General features: G+C 38.3%; 15 protein-coding genes and 1 tRNA gene. 1 reads left to right on the forward strand and 15 read right to left on the reverse strand.

What is annotated here, in order from left to right:
• Nucleotides 1-265: 265 nt before the first annotated feature.
• The 14 genes from H5968_RS18510 to H5968_RS18575 all read right to left on the reverse strand — a co-directional run bounded on the left by H5968_RS18510 (nt 266) and on the right by H5968_RS18575 (nt 12,812).
• On the reverse strand, nt 266-1,087 hold the full coding sequence (locus tag H5968_RS18510) for a hypothetical protein (RefSeq protein WP_187041141.1): 822 nt from the start codon (nt 1,085-1,087) through the stop codon (nt 266-268).
• Entirely contained in the window at nt 1,087-3,495 is a 2,409-nt protein-coding gene (locus H5968_RS18515; protein WP_187041142.1) for a hypothetical protein, read from the reverse strand. The genes H5968_RS18510 and H5968_RS18515 overlap by 1 nt, the downstream gene beginning before the upstream one ends.
• 51 nt (nt 3,496-3,546) lie before the next feature.
• On the reverse strand, nt 3,547-4,119 hold the full coding sequence (locus H5968_RS18520; protein WP_187041143.1) for a hypothetical protein: 573 nt from the start codon (nt 4,117-4,119) through the stop codon (nt 3,547-3,549).
• Entirely contained in the window at nt 4,119-4,478 is a 360-nt protein-coding gene (locus tag H5968_RS18525; protein ID WP_187041144.1) for a hypothetical protein, read from the reverse strand. The genes H5968_RS18520 and H5968_RS18525 overlap by 1 nt, the downstream gene beginning before the upstream one ends.
• 118 nt (nt 4,479-4,596) lie before the next feature.
• Nucleotides 4,597-4,668, reverse strand: a tRNA-Lys gene (locus H5968_RS18530).
• A gap of 232 nt (nt 4,669-4,900) precedes the next feature.
• Nucleotides 4,901-5,485: a hypothetical protein gene (locus H5968_RS18535; RefSeq protein ID WP_187041145.1), complete on the reverse strand. Its 585-nt coding sequence runs from the start codon at nt 5,483-5,485 to the stop codon at nt 4,901-4,903.
• A gap of 98 nt (nt 5,486-5,583) precedes the next feature.
• Nucleotides 5,584-6,840: a glycoside hydrolase family 10 protein gene (locus tag H5968_RS18540; protein WP_187041146.1), complete on the reverse strand. Its 1,257-nt coding sequence runs from the start codon at nt 6,838-6,840 to the stop codon at nt 5,584-5,586.
• A gap of 161 nt (nt 6,841-7,001) precedes the next feature.
• Nucleotides 7,002-7,262: a hypothetical protein gene (locus H5968_RS18545; RefSeq protein ID WP_096572431.1), complete on the reverse strand. Its 261-nt coding sequence runs from the start codon at nt 7,260-7,262 to the stop codon at nt 7,002-7,004.
• 381 nt (nt 7,263-7,643) lie between these two features.
• Nucleotides 7,644-7,835: an RNA-binding S4 domain-containing protein gene (locus H5968_RS18550; RefSeq protein WP_096572432.1), complete on the reverse strand. Its 192-nt coding sequence runs from the start codon at nt 7,833-7,835 to the stop codon at nt 7,644-7,646.
• A gap of 308 nt (nt 7,836-8,143) precedes the next feature.
• Complete coding sequence (glcD, locus tag H5968_RS18555; protein ID WP_187041164.1) at nt 8,144-9,625, reverse strand: glycolate oxidase subunit GlcD; 1,482 nt, start codon at nt 9,623-9,625, stop codon at nt 8,144-8,146.
• A 78-nt stretch (nt 9,626-9,703) separates the two neighbouring features.
• Nucleotides 9,704-10,039 (reverse strand): XisI protein, encoded by a 336-nt coding sequence (locus H5968_RS18560; protein ID WP_137668703.1) that lies wholly within the window; start codon nt 10,037-10,039, stop codon nt 9,704-9,706.
• Nucleotides 10,027-10,443, reverse strand: a complete 417-nt coding sequence (locus tag H5968_RS18565; protein ID WP_137668704.1) for a XisH family protein — start codon at nt 10,441-10,443, stop codon at nt 10,027-10,029. Before H5968_RS18565 ends, H5968_RS18560 begins: the two co-directional genes overlap by 13 nt.
• A gap of 199 nt (nt 10,444-10,642) precedes the next feature.
• On the reverse strand, nt 10,643-12,370 hold the full coding sequence (locus H5968_RS18570; protein ID WP_187041165.1) for a succinate dehydrogenase/fumarate reductase flavoprotein subunit: 1,728 nt from the start codon (nt 12,368-12,370) through the stop codon (nt 10,643-10,645).
• A gap of 124 nt (nt 12,371-12,494) precedes the next feature.
• Nucleotides 12,495-12,812: a hypothetical protein gene (locus H5968_RS18575; RefSeq protein ID WP_096572435.1), complete on the reverse strand. Its 318-nt coding sequence runs from the start codon at nt 12,810-12,812 to the stop codon at nt 12,495-12,497.
• A gap of 319 nt (nt 12,813-13,131) precedes the next feature.
• Between H5968_RS18575 and H5968_RS18580 the strand changes: the two genes are divergently transcribed.
• Nucleotides 13,132-13,896: a metallophosphoesterase family protein gene (locus H5968_RS18580; RefSeq protein WP_187041147.1), complete on the forward strand. Its 765-nt coding sequence runs from the start codon at nt 13,132-13,134 to the stop codon at nt 13,894-13,896.
• Between the two features lie 141 nt (nt 13,897-14,037).
• On the opposite strand, the gene H5968_RS18585 is transcribed toward H5968_RS18580, so the two are convergent.
• Nucleotides 14,038-14,877 carry a M48 family metallopeptidase gene (locus H5968_RS18585; protein ID WP_187041148.1) on the reverse strand — a complete coding sequence of 280 codons (840 nt, stop codon included), beginning with the start codon at nt 14,875-14,877 and terminating at the stop codon, nt 14,038-14,040.
• Between the last annotated feature and the right edge of the window lie 202 nt (nt 14,878-15,079).

Genomic DNA, 15,079 nt, shown 5'->3' on the forward strand with positions numbered 1-15,079 from the left:
TCAGAAAAGTATTCCCAAATGCTTTTGCAAATGGGATAGCGAGTGTCGCCGTTACACCAGTAAAGGTTCTGCCTTTTAAAGTGCCATTCTAAACAGATGGATATTTGTTCAGTTTAGCACGAACGGTTTTAAGGAATTTAAGAGCCGCTTGTAAGTTGTTGAACCGTTTAGTCATATATAGTTAATCAATTCTATTCTTATAGAGTAATACAGGAAAATAGCCAAAATCTTTGTACCGATAAGTTAACTTATCTGCAAAAAATTCTTACACTGCGTTTACTTTTTGGATTACGCTTCTTAGCCCTACTTCTGCTGTGGCTACTAAATTAATTGATCTTCTTTGCCCGTGCAAAAGTAACTGAGCGTATCTAAACCTAACATCTACGGTAGGGCGGCGGATAGGCTTAGGCTGGGATTGACCATAGACAATTTGTGAACCGGGGTTGTTAGGATAGGACCTAGTATTTTCCACATAATCCTCATGGTCATCAGAAAAAGGTTTTTGAACCACATTCAAAACAGCGTTCGCGACCCTTCTACCTTCCATTTTGGATGCACATAGAATCCGTAAATCTAACCCGTTTTGAATATCTCTGTAATAGTAATAAAACTTGCCTTTGTTCCAAACAAAAATTGGTGTAGCGAAAGTATTTTTGATTCTCGTGGCTAATGCTTCCGCTTTTGCTCTTGAGAAACTCGATGACTCTTCATCCATTAATCTAAAGGAAATTTCCCCAGTACAAGCCCTTGTTCTTTCAGCGATGAAAGGGTGGCGTTCTTTAAAATGCAAATTAACTTGTGGCTTGAAACTTCGTTGTCCTTGCAGTTCATCAAGGGGCATCCCATAAATAGGAGTTTGTACCGATTGGCAGTACCCGGCATCAAACTCAAATAGCATCTTTCTTAAAATAATCATTTCTAAGGTGTCAGCATCTGTAATTTTACAGGCGTGTTTTAAAGATGCTTTAGGAGTGGATATATCATTATCCGGCTGGTTTCTGAACCAGTCGTTAACCCTTTTATTATGCCATCTCTTAACTTGATCCTTTAAATGCTGTGCTTCATTGAAATTATTAGGTAAACCCATCAGTCGTCCGCCTCCAAATCCTGCTCTGTAATTTCCTTACCAACACTTACAGATTTAGCAGAGTCCTGCTCAACTTTCACCTTCGACGCTTCGGGGATTGTGATTGATATTTTTTCGCCTGGTAATTGTCCAATATCTTTTTGTAGTTGTGCCGATGCCTCTTCTAATTCTTCCTTTGCTGATTTAACTGTCAGGGGTTGAGTTGAGACAGTTTCAACCACGCTCGCAGCGTCGTTTAATGATTGCAATTTAGTTAAAACTGGATTATTGAAGTTGGGGCTTGGATTCATCCATCCATAAGCTTTTTCACTGACAACACCCCACGCTCTTAAAGCATTACCTATTTTCCCTGTTTGCCCGCCAATAACTGTCAATGCTTGGGTCATGGTATCGCCCATATTCAATAGGGATGAGAATAAATTTCCGGCACTTTGATAAATTCTATTTGCTGCTTTCCATGCGGCTGATAAAGACGCAAAGTTTTCAGCCCCAATAACTCTAGAAATCAAACTAGTTATACTCCCTCTAATTAATTCCGAGATATTATATTCAGTCCCCTCTGAATCTTTTAATTCGGCAAGAGAAACGATATTTTGCATTGACGATATCAAAGTTGTCGTCACTGAACTTGATAACTGTACTGCATTATGAATTGTTGCAGCTAAAGTCATGTAGTTTACCGCTCGATTGACGATATCCCACTGGGAAAAGCGATTCATCCAACCCGACAATCCATTTGCGATTTGGTCGCCTAATTTATTATTTATTACATTTAGTAGTGCTAGTTGGGCTGCATTGGCACCTGTGTTAAATAAATTGGCGATTTTATCAAATAGATTGTTTGATAAATTATTCCCGATGTTTTGTATAGCGGTATTCCCACAATTTCCGGGCTGTAATGTCTGACAAGTTCCAGCAGCCGCTGCTGATGTAGCAACTTGCCGGAATGCGGGGGATGTGGAAATAGCTAAAACTGTGGCGGCTGGAATAGCGGAAAGTCCGGCTAGTTTAGCGTCTATTGCTGTTAAGCGAGATAAGACTGGCGATAAATCTATACTCCCCATGGTTTCGTTCACTAAATTAGTAATGTTATTTGTAACGTAAGTGTTAAAAGTATTCGTGATATTGTTAAGGATATTGTTGGTTAGATTGTTGATTTTATTTAAAATGTAGTTCACGGTTGACTGCAAATTGTTCACGACATTAGTCAAACTAGTAACTGCCACCTTTGCTTGCGTGGCTATATCCCTAATACCAGGTAATTCTTGGGCGATTGCACCAATTCTAGAGAGGGCAGTATCAGCTTTAGAATTAGCAGCATCAGCCTTGGCACTTACACCACCAATTTTTTGATCAACTTCATTTACTTTAGTAATTGCCTGATTAGCAATTGAATTAGCAGCATCAGCCTTGGCACTTACACCACCAATTTTTTGATCAACTTCATTTACTTTAGTAATTGCCTGATTAGCAATTGAATTAGCAGCATCAGCCTTGGCACTTACACCACCAATTTTTTGATCAACTTCATTTACTTTAGTAATTGCCTGATTAGCAATTGAATTAGCAGCATCAGCCTTGGCACTTACACCACCAATTTTTTGATCAACTTCATTTACTTTAGTAATTGCCTGATTAGCAATTGAATTAGCAGCATCAGCCTTGGCACTTACACCACCAATTTTTTGATCAACTTCATTTACTTTAGTAATTGCCTGATTAGCAATTGAATTAGCAGCATCAGCCTTGGCACTTACACCACCAATTTTTTGATCAACTTCATTTACTTTAGTAATTGCCTGATTAGCAGTTGAATTAGCAGCATCAGCTTTATTGTTTGCACCACGCGCGGCTATTAAAGCATCTTGGGCATTACTAAAAGCCCTGTTAGCAGTTGAATCAATTGGGGGAATTTTTGATAATGCACTGTCAGCTTTTCCTTCTGCTCTTTCTGCTTGAGATTTTATAGGAAAAATTAATCCTAAAATTTTGGAAACATCATTTCCAAGCGCACTCAATCCACCCTCAACAGCATCTATCCTCTCTCCCAAAACTTGTAATGTAGCTATTACTCCTAAAATAGCTGCTATTTGGGCGGCTATCCCCGCTAATTTAGCTAAAGCCGTAGCAGCGGCAGAAGCGGCGGATTGAGCCGTAGTGGTAGCAGCAGCAGCAGCAGCAGCCGCAGAATTAGCTAGATTAACAGCGGTTGATATTTGTGCAGCTAGTGGGGATATTGCAACTGCAACTGTCGTCCCAATTATAGGAACTATTAGATTTTGAGCGCCTTTTATGGATTCATTTACAATATTTGGTTTTTCATTTTTTAAAATATACTTATTATCTAAAGCAGCCACATCGGCACGTAAAGCAGCAATTTCTGATTCTATAGAAGTACAGCTTGTCATCGGTTTTATCCTTGAGTTGTTTTATTGAATGACTTTATTAAATAAAATTTACTACGACTGCCTGATAGTTGAAATCAAACGTCTAATATCAGATATTGAATTGAAGATCGAGTTGCAATCAAGGCAACAATCACCGCAGTCTAAAGTATTTGGCGGACAACCTTGTATACACTCTACTGAATAGTTATTAGTTGAATAAGATTGACTTAATAAAATAGTTCCAGAATTTCCAGTGATAGTTAAATGTACGCCTCCTAATGGTGTTTCTGGATTACCACAAGTCACTGATTTATCAACTAATAAATCTGGTGCAGATGGGTAAATTGCATTAACACCTTGCCATATACCTTCACAATCGCGCCAATACACCGCTGTCATCCATTGCATATTCCATATTGCCCATCCATAGTAATTCACAATTTTATATTCATAGCAGATTGGAGATAGATATTTATTGTTATTGGTTGACCAAAAAGTTATCCGATATCCTTGTGGATCGTAGTTATTTTCAAATTCCCCTATATATTCAACATTAATTGTTATAGGAGTATCACTAAAATCCTGAATACTCCCATCTGGTAAGGTAACGCGGGCAGTGTCGCCCGCTTGGCAATAAGTGACCATTAGTAATTATCTGGATCGATTACAGTGCCATCATCTAACCTTGCAAGGTTGATTACAAATGGCTGATCAATTCGATAATTATCGTTATTCGTGCCACGGGTTTGGAAGCTGGTAAACCCATTGGCTATATAAATTGATTGGTCAACATTTGAATTGAAATTAGTTTGAGATAAATATTCCTTAGCTTTAATCAAGATACTAACTAAATGCCCCTCTGCTGTAGCTGTATTAGGGGTTGTTAGTCCTGTTGCGACAAGAACTGAATCAGGGATAAAAAGCCCTGAACTGGGAGCCGCCGCGCCATTATCCAATCGAGTAGCGCCGGTGCCGAAAATCTGGGTAATTGTTGGTTCTGCCATGAGTAGAATTAGTAATGAGATTTTATTCTACTCACTAACTAAGGAGTTTTTGAGGTGGGATTTCCCTTAGCTTTAAGCCAAAATTAAGCCAATAAATATTTTAAAATTCTGGGATGTATGGGTGATCTGAGATTTGAACTCAGAACCAGCGGATTAAGAGTCCGATGCTCTGCCGTTGAGCTAATCACCCATCAATAAAAACTATAATAGCAAACTTTTGAGGCTGGCGCTAGTGGGGCAGTTGAAAAACTGGATGCAGGGGAAATTTCACAGTGAAGGTGATTTGCTGATCTGCATTTTCAACATTAATAATACCGCTTAACCATAAATGATCGGTTTTTTCCAAAGGCTATTCTCTGAATGCTTCGCCCTTACATTAGTTATTAGTCATTAGTCATGAGTTAATTCTACCCAATCACCAATCACCTAAACAACCTGTAAGCACTGATTCCTGTAAGGATACCGACTACCAACCAGGTAATAGCTAAACCGACAACTTCACCTAAAAATAACTGTGTCCAATGACGTAAAAATATACCTATAACCGAACCAATACTGAGAGCTACTGCCCAACTTGCACAACTGAGGAACATCCAACACCATCCCCAAGGGAGTGATGAGGGAATAGCTAACCACCATTGCGCCAGTCCAATTACTATACCACCAATACCCCCGGAAATAATTCCAAAGAAGATGCGGAAATAAAACAACTCTGTTGACAGTACAAACCAACCCACAGCACCAACACCGATAGTAGTGATGAGTACCCAACCTAAGACTGTGGAGATCATCCAGCTTAAAGGTAAAATTTTTTGTCTGAGGAGATAAGATTGGGGAAGGGCGATCGCAAATCCACCAATAGCAACATCTAACACTCTGACATCAGACTTTTCACCAATTTCAATCAAAAATAAACTGAAGATAAAACTACCTAAAGTAGTCAAACTCCACACCAAAGTAAAAGTATACAATTTACTGAATTTATTTTTGATAGCGGCTAATTCCATTTTATTTTTGGGAAATTATACTTTATTTAACACAACTGACGCAAAACAGAATAAAAGTAGGGGTAATTCATGATTACCCCTAAGCAAGAATGGAGTTTTTAGTCCAATCTTACGTAAGTTCTATTTAAATTTAAAGGTTTAACAGCCTTATTGGCAAACATCTCTAAAAAAGCCTTACGTCGTTTTTGGGGTGATTCAGGAGAGATGTAACCCCACAAACTTTCCCAATAGAAGAAAGAAAAGCCAAAAAATTTATGATCTCGCACAATTTGTACCTGTTCTTTAATACTTTCAATATCTACAGGACTAAGTAAAGTTCCTGTAGAAATGCCAATGCTCACAGGAATCTTCTTCATTGCTAATTTTACCGCAGGTTTTTCAATTTCGGCAATAAAAGATTTTTTATCATCTCGATATACCTGCAAAATCAATTCATCTACCCAACCTTTATTTACCCAATTTTCCCAATCTTGTAAATAATATTTATAGGCAAAATACTGAGAATTAGGAGAAAGGGATATTTTCGCTTGGGGCTTAATTTTTTTGACTGCTTGATTGATTCTGCCCATAAAATCAGTAATCTTATCTGCCCTCCACCGCATCCATTTTGCATCATAAGGATCAGTTGGTGGAGTCTTTCCTAAATGTTCTTTTTGGTAAAGTTTAACTGTAAATGAATCATAACCAAATTCTACAGGCATTCCAAAGTGATCATCAACTTGAATGCCATCAACATCGTAATTTTTCACAACTTCTAAAATTAAACCCAATATAAATTCTTGCACTTGGGGATGGAGAGGATTTAACCATACCTGCCGATTAAAAACACCATTCTGCTTAATTTCTTCTGGGAGATTTTCGTGAACAGAATTTATGCCTTTTTGCCCACTGGTTAACCATTCTGGATGTGCTTTTGCTAAAGCAGAATTAGGGGGAGTCATAAACCCATATTCAAACCAAGGAATCACACTTAAATTTTTATTTTTTGCCAACCTGACTAACTTCTCTAAAACATCATTTCCACTATTTATGAAATTCAACAAAGGTTCGGTTTTTTCACCAATTATACTTTCAGCAACCTTACTTTTATAGAAAGTGTAACCTCTATTCCAAACCACTGGATAAATAGTATTAAAATTCAGTGCTGCTAATTGGTTTATTGCCCTTTCAACACCCCAAGGTACAAAAAGCACACCACTAGCAACATTAGTCAACCAAACACCGCGAACTTCTGTAGTTAAAAAACTTGTTTTTTGAGAAACAATCGAAGTTGAGGAAATCGGAAATATGGTTAAACTGAATATAAAACCCAAACAAATTAAGAAGGAAAAACAACGATGTATTACCCTATTCATCTGCTAAATAAACTTAGGTTACTCATATACAGCAGGAGTCAGGAGTCAGGAGTAAAACTGGTTTTGTGTATAGGTTTTAACTTATATTCTGTATTGCTGCCTGACTTCCCACTCAATTCTCCTCAAGGTTTTTTTCGATTTTTTCAGCAAACCCTACTTGACTAAGTATTGCAAAAATTATCTAATCTAATCTCCTTCCAAATCTCAGAAACCTGCCACCCTGTGTTACCAACAGAATGAACTATGGGATTATCCCGCACAGGAATATAATCAGGAACTTGATTTTCTATATCTATGACTCTTCTCTCCTCAACTAACGGTTCTGGTTCATTAGTAATCTCAGTTAGAATATTTTCCTCTTCTAACTCCATACTCTTGATTTTATCGAGAAGTAACTTTTCAGATTTTTTAATTAGTTTCATATTTGATCCATTGAAATGAAAGTTTTGAAAACTTCATACAGCAGTTTGAGAATCCTATCATTGATTTTCAGACAGACTAGGATAGTCTTTCAATAAAGTTTTGAAAGATCCGCAACAAGCTTTGATGAAGTTGAATTGCACAAAATTACCTTGGGAAAACTATGATACAACAAATTAATGATCAATAGGTGTATTTTGCTAAAAAAATTTCTTATATATTTTAGATATCTCCGAAAATTACATAAGCATAACCTGAAACCCATTCGTAGGGACAATTCATGAATTGTCCCTACATCTTTTTCGGAGAAGTCTATTGTATTCATGTTGCTATAATAAGCTGCTTGACAAATACAAGCAAGTGCTATTGTGTTATGTTTCTCATTAGGAAATGATATCCCCTACTGTAAATGTTTTCCCTGTGACTGTTACGGTATCATCTTCTAATAATTTACGCCCCCGTCGAGTTTCCACCTCACCATTAACTTTCACCTCACCATTAACAATCATGATTTTAGCTTGACCTCCAGTAGAGGCTATACCTACAAACTTTAAAAACTGATCGAGTTTAATCATTTTATTGAAGGAGTTAGGAGTTAGGAGTCGTAAGGGCGAAGCATTTGGGCAACAAGTTATCAATTTTATAAACAGGCTATTTTCCTGTAAGGGCGAAGCATTCGGGCAATCAATTATCAATTTTATAAACAGGCTATTTTCCGAATGCTTCGCCCCTACTTCGCCCGTACAGGAGTCAGGAGTCAGGATAAATATTACTAATAGACATCTCCGGTAATGAAATGTGCATAACCTGAAACCCTTGTAGAGACGTTCTATAGTCTCTACATTGATTGTCGGACAGGTCTAATGACTAATGTATCATCAAATTAAAACCTTTCTACATTAGCAAACTTTTGAGGTGATGCTTTTGCAGCTTCTCCACAGGTGCGGGGTGTAGGAAACATTTTACCAGGATTAGCCAAACCTTGAGGATTAAAAACTTGCCTTACCCATTGCATAGTTTCTAAATCCGTATCACTAAACATATCAGGCATATAACATTTTTTATCAGCACCAATGCCATGTTCACCAGAAATACTACCACCAACTTTAACACATAATTTGAGAATTTCTCCCCCCACTTCTTCCACTTTTTCCAATTCCCCAGGAATAGAATTATCAAACAAAATTAAAGGATGTAAATTACCATCACCCGCATGAAAAACATTGGCAATTCTATAACCATATTTTTGACTTAAAGCCTCAATTTCATTCAAAACATAAGGTAATTGTGTCCGAGGAATTACCCCATCCTGTACATAATAATCTGGGCTAACATGACCTGCTGCTGCAAAAGCTGCTTTTCTGCCTTTCCACAATTTTAACCTCGTTTCTGGGTCAGATGCAGAAGTGATATTTCTCGCTCCATTTTGTAAACAAATATCAGCCACTCTTTTTTTATTCTCAGCAACTTCTACTTCTAAACCATCAATTTCTACTAATAAAATTGCTGTCGCATCACGGGGATAACAATTAGTAGCAACCACATCTTCCACAGCGTTAATACTAATATTATCCATCATTTCCATCCCCCCAGGAATAATCCCCGCACTGATAATATCAGAAACACTAGCAGCCGCAGCTTCTACACTGGTAAAATCTGCTAATAAAACACAAATTGATTCGGCACTTTTGAGAATTTTTAAAGTGATTTCTGTGGCAATTCCTAAAGTTCCTTCTGAACCTACAAATACACCTGTTAAATCATAACCTGGCATTTCGGGAATTTGTCCACCGACATCAACAATTGAACCATTAGGAAGGACGATTTTTAAACCTAAAACATGATTAGTTGTGACACCATATTTTAAACAATGTACACCCCCCGAATTTTCCGCAATATTACCACCAATTGAGCAGATAATTTGACTAGAAGGGTCTGGTGCAAAATAAAAACCAGCACCACTAACAGCTTGTGTCACCCAACTATTAATAATTCCTGGTTGCACAACTACACGCTGATTTTCTAAATCAATTTTGAGAATTTGCCGCATTAAAGAAGTGACAATTAAAACCGAATCTTCAACGGGTAAAGCACCACCTGATAAACCTGTTCCTGAACCTCTAGCGATGAAGGGAACAGAATATTGATTGCATATTTTGACAATTTCTGCTACTTGTTCGGTGGTGCGGGGTAATACTGCTACTGTGGGACGTTGACGATAGCTGGTTAAACCATCACATTCGTAGGTTAATAGTTCTTCTTTGCGTTGCACTACTCCTTTTTCTCCCAGTACAGCAATGAATTTTTTGATGATGGGTTTCCAGTTGATTTGTTGTTGATTTTGGGATTTTTCTTGGGTTTGCATCATGGTTTTTTTTATGGGTGGTAGATGTTTTTATTTTCTCACGCAAAGGCGCAGAGTCGCAGAGAGGAAGAGAGATTTTTAGGCTACTCCATAATCTGTATAGGGACGTTTATAAGGAGGATGTAAACCTAGTACAATATCTTCTTTGGGAACGCCCATTTTTACTAAGTCTGCGGCGGGATTTTCTTCTGTTAAATTTTGTTGTAGCCAAATTTTGCCGTTTTTAATATCTAGGTGGATGATAGTTATATACACGCGGTTTAAATTTTCCCATCCCACGTTCATCCATTGATAATGGTCGTTTTCTGTGTCAAAGATCAGTTGTACATCTACTTCGTTAGTGGAAATATCGTCTTTGGCGTAATTTGTGAGTAGGGTTTTAATGTATTCTCGATATTTGGTTATTTTATCCATTTTACAATCACCTCATTCTCTGGTTCATATACCACTAATAAAACTTGATACCTTTTGAGAGCTATTTGTGTAAACTCAAGTTGAAAAAATGTCTGATAAACTTCAAATGGAACTGCCATATATAGTATACGATCTGCTTCAATAGCTTCTAAAGCCAGACGATAACTGAGAAACTGACCCAAAGCAGCATAAAAATCGGTAATAGCGGAAGGATTGATAAAACTTTTGATTTCTACTGCGATTTTCTCATTTTCTCTTTCAGCAGCAATTAATTTTTCAGCACCTAAGTCAATTTTAAATTTGACGCTGCCAAATTTGAATTTTAGTGGATCATCTGTAATTAACCACTGCTCTTTTTGTAAAGCGGTTTTTACTGCTTCGTGAAATATATCTTTTGCAGACACGGGTAACACCAAATATAAACTAGCTACCTACATTTTATGGGGAAGATGGGAGTTGAACCCACAACCGTCCCTTTATGGTTCAATTCTATTTTTTTAATGAAACGCATAGACGAAGAGAATGCAGAGAAAAAGAATTTTTATCCTCTTATCTTCCTCCGCGCCTCTGCGCCTCTGCGTGAAATAAAAAAATCCTCTAATTTTAATATTTCCTCTCTTTTGGTTCAAACATATTCACCACCACTGGCATATATTGAATATCAATACCCGCAGGTGAATAATATGCCATTGTATGCTTCAAAAACTTCTCATCATCCCGATTTGGGAAGTCTTCCCGAAAATGCGCTCCTCTACTTTCTTGACGATTAAATGCAGATTGTAAAATCGTATTTCCTACTACCATTAAACTTTTTAATTCCAACGCTTCTACTAATTCCGTATTCCAACAACTGCCTTTATCATCTAAATAAATATCTGTATATTTCTGTTGTATTGCTCCTATTTTCTCCAACCCTTCACTCATTAATTTAGAGGTTCTAAATACTCCACAAAATTGAGTCATTTTATCTTGAAATTCTTGGCGAATTTGATTTATGCGATATTTTCCTTTTTGATCTAATAAACTTTGAATTTCTTGTTTTGCTTTTGTTATATGATGTTGTTCATTTATTGCTGGTAATTTGCGGTTTTGCACATATCTAGCTATACTCGCCCCGGTACGTCTGCCATAAACTACACATTCTAACAGCGAGTTACTACCTAAACGGTTCGCGCCATGCACAGATACACAAGCGGTTTCCCCAGCCGCAAAAAAACCTTCTACCAACTCATCTGCACTGCGGCGCACTTGTCCATCTGTGTTCACTGGTATACCACCCATGCAATAATGAATAGTAGGACGTACTGGCATGGGTTGGGTGACTGCATCTACACCAACTAAACGGTGTGCTTCTTCCCAGCAGAAGGGTACACGACTCATGATTTTTTCTTTACCCATGTGACGCAGATCCAAGTAAACAAAGGGACCGTCGGCACTACCGTCAGTATTAATACCTCTTCCTGCGCGAATTTCGTAGGCGATCGCCCTGGATGTAATATCACGGGGTGCAAGTTCCATCCTACTTGGGGCATAATTCGCCATAAAGCGATCGCCATCAGCATTAATTAAATAAGCACCTTCCCCACGCACCGCTTCGGAAATTAATACCCCCACTGGATACAACCCTGTTGGGTGAAATTGCACAAATTCCATATCTTCCAACGGTAAACCAGCCAAAGCTGTCATTGCCAAACCATCACCAGTGGAAGCATAATCATTAGAAGTAGTGTTATAAACGCGACCATATCCCCCCGTTGCAAACATCACGGCTTTAGCCCGCACTACTTCAATATGTCCATCTACCAAGTGAAACATCACCAAACCCTTAGCCTGTCCATCTTCCAAGATCAGGCGCATTACATACCACTCTTGGTAAATTTGCACACCATGATGGCGTAAGTTATTGACTAATTCATGTAAAATGGCATGACCGGTTTTATCAGCAGCGTAACAGGTGCGGTTGTGAGAATGTCCACCAAAAGCCCTTTGGGCAATTCTTCCATCCGGTAAACGGGAAAATAAAACTCCTAAATGTTCTAAATCAATTACCACATTTGGCGCTTCTTGGGTAAGAATAGCTACAGCGTCTTGATCCGCTAAATAATCAGAACCTTTAACCGTATCAAAAGCGTGTGCTTCCCAGCTATCTTCAGGATCAACATTTTTTAGAGATGCTGCCATTCCCCCTTGGGCAGCCACTGAGTGGGAACGAATAGGATGGGTTTTAGCAACGACAGCAACTTTTAAACTGGGATCAGTTCTAGCAATCTCTAACGCCGCTCGACATCCCGCTAAACCACCACCAACAATAATTACATCATGTTCTAACATTTTATTTTCAATCCTTAATTCCAAAAAAATACCCTGTCCATAAACAGGGATACTATTCTTCATTATCAATTCTTAGTTTATTCCCAATCACCAATCACCAGTCACCAATTACCAATCACCAATATTAACTGGTAGCTTGAACTGGCTGTTGTTGAGAAATATTACCAGGTATAGGTTCAGTTTTTGTTCCTGGTTCTACGGCAGCCAATTCGATATGATTTAACAACGTGGTAACAAAAGCAAACAGCAAGAAAGGCAAAGTGAGAACAATCACAAGTCCTACCGTAGCTAAAGCATAGACTGGTCTTCTAGCGCCCATCAATGCTAAAGCTGATGCCAAACTAATGGTAATTGTAATTAACCAAGCAATGATTTGACCGTATATATCGCCAAATGTCAAGGTGCAGACAAAGCGATAGTTTTGAATATTATTCTTATTCATCATTATTTGCCTCAAGTCTATCCTATAGGTTCTACCTTAGAACCATGTTTGGCTGACGGACGATTTCTCAATATTTTTCCAAGGTTTGTAATATCACTTAACAATTTAGTGGTTTTTTCTCTTGTGCAATACAAGACTTACACACCTGTAGAATGGTCTGTGATGGCGATCTAGTCATAGTTCCGAGCTTTGTTAAAATTTCTTGTTAAGAATTTCTGTATAATTAATCAGATATCAGTCAACCCTACAGATGAAAATACCACAAATAACACTGTAGTAAAATTATATCAGTCAATTTATTGATTCCCAACTAGAACAAATGAGTGAAACCAGTCCACGCAGAATAATTATTGGTGATGTACATGGTTACTATCAAGGTCTAATGATACTTCTGAAGGAATTTGCCCCTACATCAGCAGATCAAGTTTATTTTTTGGGGGATTTAATAGATCGTGGTCCACAAAGCGCACAGGTAGTAGATTTTGTTAAGAAAAATAACTATCCTTGTTTGCTCGGTAATCATGAGTTGATGCTTTTAAGTGTAATGAGTAAGGATTTTAACTCTAATCAAATAATACAGGCATGGCTTTATAGTGGCGGACAAGCAACGATTACCAGTTATCAATCAGCACAAATTCCCCAAGACCATCTAGATTGGTTGGCAAATCTACCAACATATCTTGATTTGGGAGATGTTTGGTTAACCCATGCAGGTGTTGACCCCAGAAAGTCTGTCTCTGAACAAACCTCCCAGGAACTTTGCTGGATACGTGATGAATTTCACAGCATGGAACTACCATACTTTAGTAATAAGTTAATTATTGTTGGTCATACCATCACCTTCACTTTACCAGGGGTTGCCCCTGGTCAATTAGCACAAGGAGAAGGCTGGTTAGATATTGATACAGGTGCTTATCATCCCCGTAGTGGTTGGTTAACCGGATTGGATATTACCAACAACTTAGTTTATCAAGCCAATGTGTTTAACAACAAGGTGCGTACTTTGCCTTTGGAAAAAGCAGTTACGAGGATTTCACCACATCAGATCCAAGTCAGTCGTCGCCATAAGCAACGAGTCTATTGACACTTGCCTGTTGAAAAACAATATATCATCACTGCCCCACCCATGGGCAAACCGTTCGCCTACATCCACCGCCTCAAGTATGATCAAGTATGATCAAGTATCTCCAGCAAGTTCCGATACTTGAGGGGGGGTGGTTTTGGCTCACTCGATTTTCTTATAAGCTGCATTATCTAAGCCATCATTGCTATGACTTGGCAAACTGTCTATTTGGCGTTGAAGTGACTTAATGCGATCGCTTGCTCCAGGGTGTGTACTCAAAAAGGTGGGAATAACACTTCTTCCCTGTAACTTTTTCATAAACGAAACCATCGCGGAGGGAGCATAACCAGCCTGTGTTAAAATTCTTAGTCCTCTTGTGTCAGCATCATATTCATCCTGACGACTGCGAGGACGGTTGAGAGCTAAATCAACACCTATAGCTACAGCTTGACTGCGATTTAAGCCAGTAGCTGTTGCTATACCACTAGCGATCGCTCTTTGTCGCATCTGCTTAACCAAGTGTTTACCCTCAATATGCCCCATTTCATGGCCAATAACACTCGCTAATTCTGCTTCATTTTCCGCAGCTTGTATCAATCCTGTATTTATATAAACGAAACCGCCTAAAGTTGCAAAAGCATTTACCGCATCATCTTCAACTACCTGGAAAGTATAAGGAATATTAGAGCGATCGCTATTAGCTGCTAACCTTCTACCAACTTCCTCTATATAGCTAGTAAGCTGCCGATTCCGGGAAATTCTGACCTCTTGGCGCAGTTCATTATTCATCTGCCTACCAAGCTCAACTTCCTGACGAGTAGATAAATTAGATAATTGAAATACTTGTACACCTTTGAATAAAAGTGGTAATAAGTCTATGGCTTGACTGGGCAAGGGTGTACTCAAGCACAGACTTATAGCAACAATTACTGAAATCAACGGATATAACCAGCGCCGCCGCCATACACGGTAACTTGCCAAAAATTTATTGCAGTTAATCATAATAATCAGCGTGACAAGAGAGTTGTGTGAGAACTGAAAATAAGGACGCATTTACAGCTTACTAGGTTGCATTCTCAACTCAATCCCTAAAGTCTACGCTATGATTAAAAATCAGAAATTGTCAACTGTTCTATCAGCCAGCCTGATCCTAACTATACCAGCCATGATAGACTGTCGCATAACTGCACTATTCAACCGTATT

The organism is Sphaerospermopsis sp. LEGE 00249, assembly GCF_014299995.1.
In the GTDB taxonomy this organism is placed as follows: Bacteria; Cyanobacteriota; Cyanobacteriia; order Cyanobacteriales; family Nostocaceae; genus Sphaerospermopsis; species Sphaerospermopsis kisseleviana.

Bases quoted from the DNA above. Each gene is read 5' to 3' on its own strand.
- H5968_RS18540 (WP_187041146.1), bottom strand. From the start codon at position 6,840: ATGAATAGGGTAATACATCGTTGTTTTTCCTTCTTAATTTGTTTGGGT.
- H5968_RS18575 (WP_096572435.1), bottom strand. From the start codon at position 12,812: ATGAATAAGAATAATATTCAAAACTATCGCTTTGTCTGCACCTTGACA.
- H5968_RS18570 (WP_187041165.1), bottom strand. From the start codon at position 12,370: ATGTTAGAACATGATGTAATTATTGTTGGTGGTGGTTTAGCGGGATGT.
- H5968_RS18580 (WP_187041147.1), top strand. From the start codon at position 13,132: ATGAGTGAAACCAGTCCACGCAGAATAATTATTGGTGATGTACATGGT.
- glcD (WP_187041164.1), bottom strand. From the start codon at position 9,625: ATGCAAACCCAAGAAAAATCCCAAAATCAACAACAAATCAACTGGAAA.
- H5968_RS18520 (WP_187041143.1), bottom strand. From the start codon at position 4,119: ATGGTCACTTATTGCCAAGCGGGCGACACTGCCCGCGTTACCTTACCA.
- H5968_RS18515 (WP_187041142.1), bottom strand. From the start codon at position 3,495: ATGACAAGCTGTACTTCTATAGAATCAGAAATTGCTGCTTTACGTGCC.
- H5968_RS18535 (WP_187041145.1), bottom strand. From the start codon at position 5,485: ATGGAATTAGCCGCTATCAAAAATAAATTCAGTAAATTGTATACTTTT.
- H5968_RS18585 (WP_187041148.1), bottom strand. From the start codon at position 14,877: ATGATTAACTGCAATAAATTTTTGGCAAGTTACCGTGTATGGCGGCGG.
- H5968_RS18525 (WP_187041144.1), bottom strand. From the start codon at position 4,478: ATGGCAGAACCAACAATTACCCAGATTTTCGGCACCGGCGCTACTCGA.
- H5968_RS18550 (WP_096572432.1), bottom strand. From the start codon at position 7,835: ATGATTAAACTCGATCAGTTTTTAAAGTTTGTAGGTATAGCCTCTACT.
- H5968_RS18560 (WP_137668703.1), bottom strand. From the start codon at position 10,039: ATGGATAAAATAACCAAATATCGAGAATACATTAAAACCCTACTCACA.
- H5968_RS18545 (WP_096572431.1), bottom strand. From the start codon at position 7,262: ATGAAACTAATTAAAAAATCTGAAAAGTTACTTCTCGATAAAATCAAG.
- H5968_RS18510 (WP_187041141.1), bottom strand. From the start codon at position 1,087: ATGGGTTTACCTAATAATTTCAATGAAGCACAGCATTTAAAGGATCAA.